The sequence below is a fragment of the Shimia abyssi genome (assembly GCF_003014475.1).
GTDB lineage: Bacteria > Pseudomonadota > Alphaproteobacteria > Rhodobacterales > Rhodobacteraceae > Shimia > Shimia abyssi.
Genome location: NZ_PYGJ01000004.1, coordinates 101,832 through 114,988, shown reverse-complemented (window position 1 = coordinate 114,988; position 13,157 = coordinate 101,832). Strand labels below are relative to the sequence as shown.

At 55.9% G+C, this 13,157-nt stretch carries 10 protein-coding genes, 1 tRNA gene and 1 pseudogene; 4 read left to right on the top strand and 8 right to left on the bottom strand.

Annotated features, from left to right (window positions below):
• Nucleotides 1-17: 17 nt before the first annotated feature.
• Nucleotides 18-1,065: pseudogene (locus CLV88_RS23765) on the bottom strand (NADP-dependent oxidoreductase).
• A gap of 195 nt (nucleotides 1,066-1,260) precedes the next feature.
• On the opposite strand from CLV88_RS23765, the gene CLV88_RS09085 reads away from it, so the two are divergent.
• Entirely contained in the window at nucleotides 1,261-2,052 is a 792-nt protein-coding gene (locus CLV88_RS09085; protein WP_106608077.1) for an inositol monophosphatase family protein, read from the top strand.
• A 19-nt stretch (nucleotides 2,053-2,071) separates the two neighbouring features.
• Here the strand turns inward: CLV88_RS09085 and CLV88_RS09080 are convergent, their stop codons facing one another.
• From CLV88_RS09080 to putA, 3 genes are read right to left on the bottom strand one after another with little or no spacing between them, the layout of a single operon-like run.
• On the bottom strand, nucleotides 2,072-2,440 hold the full coding sequence (locus CLV88_RS09080; protein WP_106608076.1) for a GFA family protein: 369 nt from the start codon (nucleotides 2,438-2,440) through the stop codon (nucleotides 2,072-2,074).
• Nucleotides 2,437-3,180, bottom strand: a complete 744-nt coding sequence (locus tag CLV88_RS09075; RefSeq protein ID WP_106608075.1) for a rhomboid family intramembrane serine protease — start codon at nucleotides 3,178-3,180, stop codon at nucleotides 2,437-2,439. Before CLV88_RS09075 ends, CLV88_RS09080 begins: the two co-directional genes overlap by 4 nt.
• A 31-nt stretch (nucleotides 3,181-3,211) precedes the next feature.
• Nucleotides 3,212-6,634, bottom strand: coding sequence for a bifunctional proline dehydrogenase/L-glutamate gamma-semialdehyde dehydrogenase PutA (gene putA, locus CLV88_RS09070; RefSeq protein ID WP_106608074.1), 3,423 nt, complete (start codon nucleotides 6,632-6,634; stop codon nucleotides 3,212-3,214).
• 104 nt (nucleotides 6,635-6,738) lie between these two features.
• On the opposite strand from putA, the gene CLV88_RS09065 reads away from it, so the two are divergent.
• The 3 genes from CLV88_RS09065 to CLV88_RS09055 all read left to right on the top strand — a co-directional run bounded on the left by CLV88_RS09065 (nucleotide 6,739) and on the right by CLV88_RS09055 (nucleotide 7,958).
• The gene (locus tag CLV88_RS09065; RefSeq protein WP_243403616.1) at nucleotides 6,739-7,212 is read left to right on the top strand and encodes an Lrp/AsnC family transcriptional regulator; all 474 of its coding nucleotides are present in this window, start codon (nucleotides 6,739-6,741) and stop codon (nucleotides 7,210-7,212) included.
• A 36-nt stretch (nucleotides 7,213-7,248) separates the two neighbouring features.
• Complete coding sequence (locus CLV88_RS09060) at nucleotides 7,249-7,803, top strand: tetratricopeptide repeat protein (RefSeq protein WP_106608072.1); 555 nt, start codon at nucleotides 7,249-7,251, stop codon at nucleotides 7,801-7,803.
• Nucleotides 7,804-7,871: 68 nt separating this feature from the next.
• Nucleotides 7,872-7,958: transfer RNA gene (locus CLV88_RS09055), tRNA-Leu, on the top strand.
• A gap of 42 nt (nucleotides 7,959-8,000) precedes the next feature.
• On the opposite strand, the gene CLV88_RS09050 is transcribed toward CLV88_RS09055, so the two are convergent.
• The 4 genes from CLV88_RS09050 to CLV88_RS09035 form a co-directional block, all read right to left on the bottom strand.
• Nucleotides 8,001-8,426, bottom strand: a complete 426-nt coding sequence (locus tag CLV88_RS09050) for a universal stress protein (protein ID WP_106608071.1) — start codon at nucleotides 8,424-8,426, stop codon at nucleotides 8,001-8,003.
• Nucleotides 8,423-11,023, bottom strand: coding sequence for a TRAP transporter permease (locus CLV88_RS09045; RefSeq protein ID WP_106608070.1), 2,601 nt, complete (start codon nucleotides 11,021-11,023; stop codon nucleotides 8,423-8,425). The genes CLV88_RS09050 and CLV88_RS09045 overlap by 4 nt, the downstream gene beginning before the upstream one ends.
• 89 nt (nucleotides 11,024-11,112) lie before the next feature.
• The gene (locus tag CLV88_RS09040) at nucleotides 11,113-12,084 is read right to left on the bottom strand and encodes a TAXI family TRAP transporter solute-binding subunit (RefSeq protein ID WP_106608069.1); all 972 of its coding nucleotides are present in this window, start codon (nucleotides 12,082-12,084) and stop codon (nucleotides 11,113-11,115) included.
• A 91-nt stretch (nucleotides 12,085-12,175) separates the two neighbouring features.
• Nucleotides 12,176-13,063: a MurR/RpiR family transcriptional regulator gene (locus CLV88_RS09035; RefSeq protein ID WP_106608068.1), complete on the bottom strand. Its 888-nt coding sequence runs from the start codon at nucleotides 13,061-13,063 to the stop codon at nucleotides 12,176-12,178.
• Nucleotides 13,064-13,157: the final 94 nt, after the last annotated feature.

Below are 13,157 nucleotides of genomic sequence, written 5' to 3'. Positions count from 1 at the left end.
ACGGCCCACGCGCCAAATCAGGTGATTTTCACCAGCAATTTGCCCGTATTTCCGCCCTGCAACAGCCCCTTGAACGCCGCTGGGGCATTCTCCAGCCCTTCGACAATATCTTCGGTATGACGCACCTGGCCGGTGGCCAAAGCGGGGCCAACTTCGCGTAGGGAATCGGGGTAACGGTCAAAATGGTTTGAGATGATAAAACCGTTCACTGACAGGTGCTTAACTAGAATTGACTGCCACAGACGCGGTGTGGTCAGGCTTTGCATTTCCGCCCCCGATCCAAGGCCGCCCGCGTTGTACCACGCGATCATGCCGCACAGTGGAATCCGCCCGTTTGTGTTCATCAAAGGCAGCACCGCTTCCAGCACTTTGCCACCAACGTTCTCAAAGTAGATATCCACCCCGTCCGGACATTGTGCGCTCAGCGCTCAGCGCTTTGCGCAGGTCGCGCGCATCTTTAAAGGCCTTGTGATCAACGCAGGCGTCAAAACCGTAAGTATCTGTTGCCATTTCACATTTTGCCTCTCCTCCGGCAATGCCGACAACCCGCAATCCGCGCATTTTGGTGACCTGTCCAACCATCGAACCAACCGCCCCAGTGGCCGCCCCAACCACCAGCGTCTCCCCCTCCTGAGGGCGTCCCAACTCAGCCAAGCCATACCACCCAGTAAACCCCGGCATGCCCAATACGCCTAGCGCAGTCGAGATCGGCGCCAGCGACGGGTTCAGCTTGCGCAGTTCGCCAGCTGTGGCGATCCCGTGTGTCGCCCAACCTGTCATGCTCAAAACGAAGTCTCCGACAGCAAAACCATCGGCGTTTGAGGCGATCACTTCACCCACGGCACCACCTGTCATCAACCCACCGATTTCGATGGCGGCGGCATAGGATTTTGCATCATCCATCCGGCCCCGCATTTATGGATCGAGCGAGAAATAATGTGTCTTTACAAGCACCTCACCGTCCTTTGGCGTGGGCACGTCTACGGTTTCCAGTCGAAAGTTCTCATCGTTCGGTGCGCCGTCCGGGCGGCTTGCCAACACGATCCGCTGCATCTTTTCGCTCATAAAATCACTCCTCGTTGGCGTTGGATTCAGCCTGCGCCGTGCGCGCCGTTTTGGCAAGGGCCTGACAAGGGTCAGGCACGGAGCGCCACGCTCTGTGACGCTACGCTCGACACCTGCACCGGGTGCCCACGATACCCCTTGGCAAACAGGGCCACTCGGCGTATACGCGCGCCTTGAGCTAAAAGGAGCCCTCCCATGCCGACCAGCGCGAACCTGAACATCATGATGAAAGCTGCCCGCAAGGCAGGGCGGTCGCTGGTCAAGGATTTCCGCGAAGTGGAAAACCTTCAGGTATCGATGAAGGGGGCAGGAGATTTCGTCAGTCGTGCTGACATCGCCGCTGAAGAAATCCTTAAAGCAGAACTACTTGGCGCACGCCCAACCTATGGTTGGCTGGGAGAAGAGGGCGGAGGTCAGGACGGCAAAGACCCCACCCGCCGCTGGATTGTCGATCCGCTGGATGGCACCACCAACTTCCTGCATGGCCTGCCACATTGGGCGATTTCCATCGCGCTGGAACACAAGGGCCAGATTGTGGCTGGTGTGATCTTTGACGCCGCCAAGGACGAGATGTTCTATGCCGAAAAAGGCGAAGGCGCGTGGCTCAATGACAGTCAGCGCCTTCGGGTTTCGGGACGTTCGCGCATGATCGAGTCGATCTTTGCAACCGGCCTGCCATTTGGCACTCGCCCAGACCTGCCAGCCATCCTTCAAGACCTCGCGCGCCTGTCACCTGCGACCGCAGGTGTGCGTCGTTGGGGCGCTGCTGCACTCGACATGGCTTATGTCGCCGCTGGCCGCTACGAAGGTTTCTGGGAGCGTGAAGTCAACATCTGGGACGTGGCCGCTGGTGTCATTATCGTCAAAGAAGCAGGCGGCATGGTTGAGGCAATCGACCCCGCTGGCAATGTCGCAGAAGACGGCGACGTGATCTGTGCGAACGAACCGATTTTCGCTCAGTTTTCCAAGGTGATACGTAACACCTAAAGTCGGTTTCTTTGTTGGATCAAACGGACTGATCTGACGAATGATTTACACCGTCGACCCATCCAATTGGTTCCAGTTCTCGCGGGTTCACACCTTCGAGTGCACCAATATTCACGCCATATTCATTGGGGTTTGAGCGGCGCTGGTGGTGTGTGTAGATCCCGCAGGTTTTGCAGAAAAAGTGCTTGGCGGTTTTGGTGTTCCATTGGTACTGCGTCAGGTTGTCAGCCCCCTTCACAATCTCCAGATCATCCAGCGAAACCGCAGCCGTAGCTGCGGCCCGTCGACGACAAAATGAACAATCACATCGCTTTGCGTCGGTATGCGGATCGGACAGCTTAACTTGCAGCTCCACCGCACCACAATGACATGTCAGCTTATGCTTCATCGACGCCTCCTCACCTTTGGAATCGAGCTTTGTGTCAGACGGTATTTGGTCTCAGGATGGGGCGGATGACCTTCGTTTGCACGCCAGAATCCCGTCCCACCCTGTCGCAGCCAAAGGGGCAGCGCCAAGACAACGCCGGCGACAAACCCACCTGCATGGGCCCAATAGGCGACCCCGCCTTCGGCACTGTTCATGGCTGCGCTGCCAAAAAGTTGGATGGCAAACCAGATACCCAAAACAATCCACGCCCGCACAGTGAAGATTTTGAAAAATATGATTATTATCAGGATCACGTCGACGCGAGCCTTGGGGAACATCAAAAGATACCCGCCCATTACGCCCGCAATCGCCCCTGACGCGCCGATCATAGGGATATTGCTATACGGATCGGCCGCGATCTGAGCTGCGCCCGCGCCGAGGCCTGACAACACGTAAAAGATCAGAAAGCCGACATGGCCCATTTCGTCTTCCATGTTGTCGCCAAAGATCCACAGAAACAACATGTTTCCCAGCAGGTGCATCCAGCCGCCATGCAGGAACATTGATGAGATCAGGGTATGCAGGCTGTAGCCGTGATAAACTTCGCCCGGTATCAGCGCCCAATTCTGATAGAAATGGGCTAGCTGTTGGTCGTCATTCATAGGCGTAAATGCCAGAAAAATGACGACATTTATCAGCAGCAGCGCGTAAACGACAATCGGTGTACGCCCGGACGGGTTGTGATCTCGGATCGGAAACATGCGCCCAAGCTGGCCGCTATGGAGCCGGAGGTCAAGCCGCCCCGCTCAGCAATGCGGCGTTACCTCCGGCAGCGGTTGTGTCGACGCATACGTGGCGTTCACCGCGCACCCGCGCAACGTCTGGCACCCCCGTGATCAGCTGTAGAATTGGGCCGACGCGTTTGGCGAGGGCCTGCTCATACAGCCGAGCTTGTGATGCCTCGCCCCACCAGATCACACCGGCAATGCCAGCCAGATCTGTGAGAGATTCTTCCGGCACATGTCCTGTAGCAACCACCGCGCGGCCTCCCATCTTTGTGACGGCATTGGCCTGCGCCTGTGCCGCGCCTGCGCCGGGCCCGAGGCATAGGATGGGCGGACGGGCATAGGTGCTCAGTCGGTTGGATTCGCCAGTAGGACCGGGCAGGGTGGTCGTGATAATCGGATCACCCGGCCCGCAGGTCCTGAGCGCATTCTTGAGTTGATCCAGCGGCATTTTCGCGCTCCACGCGCTGCTGGTTTGAGACGCTGTAGCGCTAAAGCGTGCAAGATAGTTTGGCCCGCCTGCCTTGGGGCCAGTACCGGAAAGACCTTCGCCACCGAAAGGTTGGCATCCCACTATGGCGCCAATCTGGTTGCGGTTCACATAGATATTGCCCGCATGGACCCGGTCCGAGACATGTTGAACCCGATCATCAATTCGCGTCTGGAGGCCAAAGGTCAGCCCATATCCAGTATCGTTGATCGCGTCGATCACCGCGTCCAACTCGTTGGCCTTGAAGGTGGCGACATGTAGAACGGGACCAAAAATTTCTTGCTCCAAATCTGCAATGCCTTTCACGCGGATCAGCGTGGGTGCAATGAACGTGCCAGATTGTGGCGTTGTCAGCTGATACAAAACACGGCCTTCGGCCTGTGCGATCGCGATATGGCCGGCAATGCCGGACTGCGCTTTTTGGTCAATAACCGGGCCGCAATCGGTGCTTAGCTCCCACGGGTCATCAAGCGTTAACTCTTTCATGGCACCTTGCAACATATCAAGCAGCCCGTCAGCGATGTCTTCTTGCACGTAAAGACAGCGCAATGCCGAACACCGTTGACCGGCGGATTGAAACGCGCTTTCGATAATGGCTGTGACGGCCTGCTCCGGCAAGGCAGTTGAGTCAACGATCATGGCGTTTAGCCCGCCTGTCTCCGCGATAAGGGGCGCGCCGGGGGCAAGGTGATCGGCCATGGCGGTACGAATGCGTTTTGCCGTCGCGGTCGAGCCTGTAAAGGCAACACCATTGATCCGCGCATCTGAAGTCAGCGCGGCGCCAACTGTCGTACCGGCTCCGGGTAATAGTTGAAGAGCAGTGAATGGAACGCCCGCCTCGTGCATCAGTTCGACGGCGCGATGCGCGATCAGAGGAGTTTGGTCAGCAGGTTTGGCAAGTACCGCATTACCAGCGGCGAGTGCCGCGGAAACCTGACCGGAAAAGATTGCGAGCGGGAAGTTCCACGGGCTGATGCATGTGAATACACCCGCCGGTGTGATGCTTGGAGCGTTCGCGCCGTAATAACGCAAGAAATCAACGGCTTCGCGCAGTTCGGCGACAGCGTCCAACGGTGTCTTCCCTGCCTCGCGGGTCAATAGCGCAAAGAACTCTCCATAGTTGGCTTCAAAAAGATCGGCAGCCCGTGCAAGGACATTGCCACGGTCTTGAGAAGACGCCTCCCAAGGCGTTGCAGCGGACAGGGCGGCCTCGATATCGGCAGCGCTGGCTTGGGCGACGGTTCCCGGGGAATCCTTTGGCAGAAATGGATTGTCTACGGGCTGAGCGGTTTCCGGACGCGCTTTGCCTGCGATCAACGGGGTAGCGTGCCACAGGGCATTACGAAACGGTGCACGCGCCGCGTCGAGCCGTTCTAGTGTTGGTAAATCAGTAAGATCGAAGCCAACAGAGTTTGGGCGTTCTGGTTCAAAAAGCTCTGGGCCGGTGGGCAATGATTCAACGGGATCTTTGAACGCTTCAAACGGGTCGCGCGCTACCTCCTCAGGGGGCACATCTTGGTCTACGATCTGGTTCACAAAAGAGCTGTTGGCGCCATTTTCAAGAAGCCGCCGCACCAAGTAGGCTAGCAAATCGCGGTGTGCACCGACCGGCGCATAGATCCGGCAACGGGTGTTTTGTGATTTGAGAACAATATCATGCAGCGCCTCGCCCATGCCGTGCAGGCGCTGGAATTCGAATGCGGCAGTATCCTGTGCCATATCGAGGATAGCGGCCACAGTATGGGCGTTGTGCGTGGCGAATTGAGGGTAAATTCGGTCTGTCATGCCCAAAAGCTTGCGCGCATTGGCGATGTAAGAAATGTCGGTGGCTGGCTTGGTGGTGAACACTGGAAACCCGTCCACCCCTAAAACTTGGGCGCGCTTGATTTCGGTGTCCCAATAGGCGCCTTTGACCAGTCGTACCATGATCTTGCGATCCAATTTGTTGGCCATTTCGTAAAGGGTGTCCAACGTCGCGCCGGCGCGTTTCCCGTAGGCCTGAACGACGATCCCGAAACCGTTCCACCCCGCAAGTGCGGGTTCAGACATCACTGTTTCAATCACGTCGATGGACAGCGAGAGACGATCCGCTTCTTCGGCGTCGATGTTCAGACCCATGCCCGCCGATTTTGCCAAGAGAGCCAACGATCGCAGTCGCGGTACAAGCTGCTCTATCACGCGGTGACGTTGTGCGACTTCGTATCGCGGATGCAGTGCGGACAGCTTGACCGAGATGCCAGGGTTTTCGCGAATGTCGTCATGCGTACAAGCCGAGGCGATAGCGGTAATGGCGCGGCTGTAAGACAGGTGATAACGCATGGCGTCTGCGTCTGTTTTTGCGGCTTCGCCCAGCATATCGTATGAATAGGTGTACCCTTTTTCCTCCATATTTGCTGCGCGGTCCAAGGCCGCGTTGATGTCTTCGCCTAGTACGAACTGGCGGCCCATCTCCTTCATTGCGCGCCCTACGGCGGTGCGGATCACCGGTTCGCCCAGCCGTTTTACAGCCCCCCGCAAGCTCCCAAGCAGGCCGGGTTCTTGTTCGTCCAGCACTTTGCCCGTCAGCATCAGCGCCCAAGTTGAGGCGTTAACCAATGAGGAGGCCGAGGCACCGAGGTGTTTGCCCCAATCGGACGGCGCAATCTTGTCTTCGATCAAGGCATCAATCGTCTCAGCGTCCGGCACGCGTAACAGCGCCTCGGCCAGGCACATCAGAGCAATACCTTCGTCGGTGGACAGGCCATATTCAGCGAGGAAAACTTCCATCACTCCGGGCGCAGATTCATCCCTGATGGCGCGCACAAGATCGCCTGCCTGCGCGCAGATGCGGACGCGATCAGCGGATGACAGCGCGGCTTGCTGGACAAGTCGAGAGACCAGGGTGGCTTCGTCACAGTATGTCGATGTATCGATCAGCGCACGCGATTGGGAAATGGACATGGCGAACTCCGTTGCTTTTAGTCATTATAGGGGGTGAATCAAAGGCGATTGGCCTGAAGTTGGCTGAATCCGAGGTCAAAAAGACTGAAAAAGGGGGAACTACGGTGCAGAACGGTCAGGTCGCTCTCGACAATTTAGATCGTAAGATTCTTGAAGTTCTGGCGACGGACGGACGCGTGTCTGTGACTGACCTCGCCAAACAGGTAGGGTTATCAAAAAGCCCAACTCAAGCCCGGTTGCGACGGCTTGAAACGGCCGGGGTGATCACCGGATACCGTGCGTTGCTTGATCCGGTGCGATTAGGGCTGGATCATGTGGCATTTGTTGAAGTCAAACTAGCCGACACCAGAGAAGCGGCCTTGAGAGCGTTTAATGTCGCGGTGTCCAAGGTGCCCGAGATCGAGCAGGCCCACATGATCGCAAGCCACTTCGACTATCTCTTGAAGGTTCGAACCAGCAGTATGGCAACCTATCGAGCGGTTTTGGGGGAAAAGATATCCGCCTTGCCGCACGTGGCTAGCACCTCGACATATGTGGCGATGGAAGCAGTCAAGGACACCGGCCTCGCAGAGATGTGAGTTGGTTCTATCGTAGTAAAGTGACACGCTATTGGAATGAAAACACTTGGAGTAGCGTTGGCATTTGTTTTGCCTGTTGGCGCCTTGGCGTGCCCAGCAGCACCGGACCATTCTGGTGCCTTGGAAGCTTTGATCGCAGAGATACAAGTTGCCTCGGATCCGGCGACAGCGCAAATCTTATCAGATAAGATGTGGTCATATTGGACTGATGCGCCCGACGACACCGCGCAGGAAATGCTCGACAGTGGCATGAGTAAACGCGCGGCATGGGATCTTTTGGGGGCTCGTGAGGATTTTGATCGTTTGGTTGCGTATTGTCCTGACTATGCTGAGGGGTACAATCAACGGGCTTTTGTAAATTTCCTCAACCAGAACTTCTCGGGTGCCTTGCCGGATCTGGAAAAGGCGATACAGCTTTCGCCAAAGCACGTCGGCGCGCTTTCCGGGCGCGCGCTTACTCTTATTGGTTTAGGGCAGGATGCGGCGGCGCAAGATGCCCTTGCGCAGGCGCTTGAGCTAAACCCATGGTTGCCGGAACGGGATTTGGTAAAATCCCCCGCAAATCGACACAAATCCGGTCAGGAATTGTAGCATTTCGGCGCTTTACACATGACCTTGAATGTATAAAGTCGCGCACTTATTGAGTGACGTTAACGAGTGCCCGCGTGGTGGAATGGTAGACACAGGGGACTTAAAATCCCTAGGCCGATGAGGCCGTGCCGGTTCGAATCCGGCCGCGGGTACCAAGTGTTTGTTTGCTTGCAAGCGAACCTTGTTTTCCAAATTTGTCAGCGGACAACCAATACTGAACAATGCGCATGACGCGCGACTCGAGCAGAGTTTGGGCCTTGCAGCTTATCCATAATATTTGGTTTGTGCGCTCCCAGTACGACGAGGTCGGCTTTGGAACGCTCGATAGCGTCGAGGATTTTCTCGTAAGCCGTTCCGACTTCTACAATATGTTGTACTGGTCCATGATCTGGCAAGGTTTGCGAGACAAAATCATGGAGCTGTGTGTTGGCCGCCTCCACGGCGGAGCTCATCGTCCCTTCCTTGAAATACGAACCGACAATGGTCATCCCATAGTCTGGGACAACCGTGACCACGCTAAGCGATGCATTATAAAATGTGGCCAGTTCTGCGGCTCGTAAGAGTAAGTTTTTTTCGGTTTTGAGATGCGTAAGGTCGACTGCACAGAGGACGTGGTCAGTCATGCGGGCGCTCCTTCTGTTTGTTTGCGCTTGCGGCCCATTTGCAGCAGATAGACAAATCCCAAGAGCAGGAGAGCCGGAATGTAGAAGATTTCTTTGGGCATCCGGTCTGCAGGGATTTCCAGTTCGACCAGTTCCCAGTCGAAATCGATTCCAAGCTGTTCCGACGGGCCGCCGAAGTTGAGGTTGTCGACAAATAGTTTGCCGTCTTCCTCGCGGAATTCGATGCCTGCACCATCAAAAAGGCGTCCAGTGCCATCCGCGCCACTCTCGCCTAGCGGTAGCAAGTACCGAGCGTCAACCATGTCGCCATTGAGGTTCTCTCCGACCAGTCGGACACGCAAGGATGCATTGTCTGGCGCAGCCTGGGCGCGATCAAAAATCTCGGCCCCGGCAACCGTTTCAAACTCTGGCTGCAAGCGATCAAGGAAGAAACCGGGCTGGAACAAGGTGAACGCAACAAGGAGCAGGATGATGCTCTCCCATATCTTCGACTTGACCATAAAATAGTTCATCGTTCCGGCCGCAAAGAGCAGCATGGCAATCAGTGCGACGATGAAGATAAAGACCGCACGGTAGGGGCCGACATCGATCAACAGCAGGTCTGTGTTGAAGATGAACAGGAACGGCAAAAGCGCGGTCCGGATCGAGTAGAAGAACGCCTGAAAACCCGTTCGCAGTGGGTCGCCTTTGGAGATCGCGGCGGCGGCGAAACTGGCGAGGCCAACGGGTGGCGTTACGTCCGCCATGATCCCGAAGTAGAAAACAAACATGTGTACTGCTACGAGCGGCACGATCAGGCCGTTCTGCGCCCCCAATTCAACGACCACACCTGCCATCAGCGAGCTGACAACGATATAGTTGGCCGTGGTCGGCAAACCCATACCAAGGATGATCGAGATCAGAGCGACAAAGAACAGCATTGCCAAGAGATTGCCGCCTGAGAGGAACTCGACAAACTCAGCCATCACCTGACCAATGCCGGTCAGCGTAACCGCGCCCACGATGATCCCAGCTACACCCATTGCAGCCGCAAGGCCAATCATGTTGCGCGCGCCGACAATCAGGCCTTCGGCAATGTCGGCAAAACCGGCTTTGAGCTGTTCCATTACGTCGGACTGACCGCGAAAAAACGCCTTCAGTGGATTTTGTGTGGCAAGGATCACCAGCATAGCCATGGTCGACCAGAATGCCGAGAGACCTGGCGATTTGCGTTCAATCATCAGCAGGTACATCAACAGCAGGATCGGCATCAGATAGTGAATGCCAGTCTTGAAAATCTCACGCGTCGGAGGCAGGTGCTCCATGCTCTCGAGGCTCATTTCAAGGTCTGGGCCTTTGGCGGCAAATCGCACGGCGGCGATATAGGCAATCGCCATGACCAACACGATAATCCAGGTAGACGCCCCACCAACAGCCGATTGCAATGTGTCTACAATAAAGCCACAGAGGAACAGCGTTCCTCCGGCGATCACAATCGAGATTGCGATGATGAAGATCGCGCCAAGCATGAACTTGACCGGGTGCATGCGGCTGGTGCCGGGCATGTTCATCTTAAGCGCTTCGAGGTGCACGATATAGACCAAGGCGACATAAGAAATCGCAGCGGGAACGATCGCGGTTTTCACAACCTCAACGTAAGAAATGCCAACATATTCGGTCATGAGAAAGGCCACGGCCCCCATGACCGGTGGCGTGAGAACACCGTTGATTGACGAGGAAACCTCAACCGCGCCTGCTTTGGTCGCCGGGAATCCTACCCGCTTCATCAATGGAATAGTAAAAGTACCGGTGGTAACCACATTGGCAATCGAGGAGCCGGATATCAGGCCGGTCGCAGCTGAGGCAATTACGGCCGCTTTGGCTGGGCCGCCACGCAAATGACCGAGGGCAGCAAATGCAAGTTTCAGGAAGTAGTTCCCTGCGCCCGCCTGATTGAGCAACGCGCCGAACAAAACAAATAGGAATACAAAGCCGGACGAGACGCCAAGGGCGACACCGAACACACCCTCTGTGGTCAGCCACATATGGCTCATCGCCTTGTTCAGCGACGCGCCTTTCCACTGCACGACTTCGGGCAGACCGGACCATGAGCCAAAGAATACATAGGCGAGGAAGAACAGGGCAACGCCCATAAGCGGGAAACCAAGCGAGCGGCGCGCGGCCTCCATGAGGAGGATTATACCGACCAGTGCCACCACAACGTCGGTCGTGTTGGGCGCGCCTGAGCGATTTGCGACGCCGTCATAGGCATAGAACAGATAGGATGATGCCAACGCACCGACAATCGCCAGCGCCCAAGTGCCAATTGGAATTTTGTGGCGCGGGCTGCCCTTCAGCCCAGGGAAAGCGATGAAAGCGAGCAGGACGGCGAAACCGAGGTGAATGGCGCGGGTTTGGGTGTCGTTCCACACACCAACCCGAAGGATAAAGGGCAGGGGAGAGGCGATCCAGAGCTGATAGAGCGACCAGACCAGCGGAATATACCAAAGAGCGGCACGGCCAAAAGCGTCTTTGGGCTGGCGTCCGCCCGTGTCGCTGTCAGCTACAAAATCTTCCAAGCTGCTGTCTGGCGCGTCATTTTCCTGAACTTGTGCCATGGTGTCCCCGTAATCTTATTGTTTTTAAACAAGCGCCCCCCGGCGCTGCTTGCAACGCCGGGGGGACATCATTTCAATCGCACATGCGATTATTTCCAGCCGCGTTCCTGATAATACTTCAGGGCGCCGGGGTGCAGTTCTGCGGTCAGACCGTCAACAATCATTTCGCTTTCGACCAGACGACCAAAAGCTGGGTGCAGCTTCTTGAAGTCATCAAAGTTCTCGAACACAGCCGACACAACCGCGTAGACAACTTCGTCAGATACGTCTGCCGAAGTCACAAAGGTTGCTTTGGGACCCCATGAAGGGATGTCGTCAGCGTTGCCCGGATACATGCCACCGGGGATGGTGGCGGCTGCATAAGCGCTGTTGTCCGAGAGCAGTTTGTCGATACCAGCACCGGCCAGTGGGATCAGTTTGACGTCGCAGGACGATGTCGCCTCTTGGCTGGAGCCGTTCGGCAGGCCTGCGGCCCAGATGGTGGCGTCAATCTTGCCATCGCAAAGTGCGGCGGATTGTTCTGAGGATTTAAGCTCTGCCGCAAGCGCGAAATCATCCGCTGTCAGGCCTTCATACTGCATCAGAGTTTCCGCCAATACGCGTGTGCCCGAGCCGGGGTTCGCGATGTTCACGCGCTTGCCCTTGAGGTCTGCGGTGGACGCGATGCCGCTGTCGGCGCGTGCCATCAGGTGCATCGGCTCGGGGTGGACCGAGAAGAGTGCGCGCAATTCGGGAAATGCCCCGTCATCGGCAAACTTGCCTGACCCGGAAACGGCTGCAGATTGCACATCAGATTGGACCACGCCAAAGTCCAGTTCGCCCTGACGAATGGTGCGTGTGTTGTAGACCGAACCACCTGTGGATTCGACCGAACAGCGAATGCCGTGCTCTTTGCGACCTTTGTTCACCAGACGGCAGATCGCGCCGCCTGTTGGGTAATACACACCGGTTACACCACCGGTGCCGATGGTTACAAATTGCTGATCAGCCGCCATCGCGGCGCCCGAAAGCCCCATCGTAACCGCAGCTGTAAAGCCATAGATTGTTGTTTTCATGTTCATTTTATTCTCCCAAATAGAATCGTCGACGCCGAGCGCGCTCTTTATTCCGTGTAGTAAGGTTGCGAAAGTTTTTTCTCCTGTCACCTTAAAACTAATGTTTTTTTTGAGCGATCCAGTAAGCGTTGTTGTCCTTTCGAAGGTTCTCGTAAGACGTGATTCGATCCTTTGCCTCCGTTCCGCCCAGCTTGACGAGCAATGCCAGCAAATTTTCGATCACCGACATTGCCCCTGCGTAACAGCCAAAATGATGTGACGAAATTACCGAGGCAATCAGCGTTTCGTCGGCAGTAAAATCCGGAGAAATCACATCGCTGTCAGAAATCATGATCAGTTTCACACCTTTCTCAAGCGCGAACTTGCAGGCCTCGATAGTCTCTCGGGAATAGGGCGTAAAGCTGATGGCGATCATGACGTCGTGCTCGCTTGCATAATTTAGCTCATCGATTGCGCTATTCATGTGGCGAGGAATTAACTGCAACGATGGCAAGGCCATACGCCCTACGTAATGAAAGTAATAGGCCATCGCATAGCTGGCGCGCACTGCGGTCAAGAATACCGTATTCGCTCCCAGTAACATTTCGGCGACACGCTCCATCTGTTCGGGTGTCTGTCGTTCCAACGATCGCTGCACGATGGCCATGGTGTTCATACCGGCTTCGGCCAGCACATTGCCCATATCGCCCTTTTGCTGAAGGTTCTCGATCCATTCGGGCTGTTCGACCAACGCTGTGGCCGAAACCAAGGCGTGGCGAAAGGGTTCGCGCATCTCATCGTAGCTTTCGAAACCGATGCGCTCTGCCATGCGCACAAGGGTATAAGTGCTGACCCCGCACTTGCGGGCTGTCTCGCGGATTGGGTCCAGCCCAAAGTCTGACGGGTGGTCGACGATGTACTTGGCAACTGTCCTCAAACGAGGTGACAAGTCCGGCAAGATGGTCTTGAGCGTTGAAATCGTTTTGGTTTTCAACGTGGGGTCCATGGCGAATCGTCCTGTTTCCGGCGTGTTATCTAAATAACATACGTTATTTTTCCGTACCGTTGACTGATTTTGTAATTCCGACATGATCTAAAAC

What these genes read in the sequence shown, in the direction of transcription:
- CLV88_RS09085 (WP_106608077.1), top strand. Translation starts at nt 1,261, where the DNA reads ATGCCGACCAGCGCGAACCTGAACATCATGATGAAAGCTGCCCGCAAG.
- CLV88_RS09080 (WP_106608076.1), bottom strand. Translation starts at nt 2,440, where the DNA reads ATGAAGCATAAGCTGACATGTCATTGTGGTGCGGTGGAGCTGCAAGTT.
- CLV88_RS09075 (WP_106608075.1), bottom strand. Translation starts at nt 3,180, where the DNA reads ATGTTTCCGATCCGAGATCACAACCCGTCCGGGCGTACACCGATTGTC.
- putA (WP_106608074.1), bottom strand. Translation starts at nt 6,634, where the DNA reads ATGTCCATTTCCCAATCGCGTGCGCTGATCGATACATCGACATACTGT.
- CLV88_RS09060 (WP_106608072.1), top strand. Translation starts at nt 7,249, where the DNA reads ATGAAAACACTTGGAGTAGCGTTGGCATTTGTTTTGCCTGTTGGCGCC.
- CLV88_RS09050 (WP_106608071.1), bottom strand. Translation starts at nt 8,426, where the DNA reads ATGACTGACCACGTCCTCTGTGCAGTCGACCTTACGCATCTCAAAACC.
- CLV88_RS09045 (WP_106608070.1), bottom strand. Translation starts at nt 11,023, where the DNA reads ATGGCACAAGTTCAGGAAAATGACGCGCCAGACAGCAGCTTGGAAGAT.
- CLV88_RS09040 (WP_106608069.1), bottom strand. Translation starts at nt 12,084, where the DNA reads ATGAACATGAAAACAACAATCTATGGCTTTACAGCTGCGGTTACGATG.
- CLV88_RS09035 (WP_106608068.1), bottom strand. Translation starts at nt 13,063, where the DNA reads ATGGACCCCACGTTGAAAACCAAAACGATTTCAACGCTCAAGACCATC.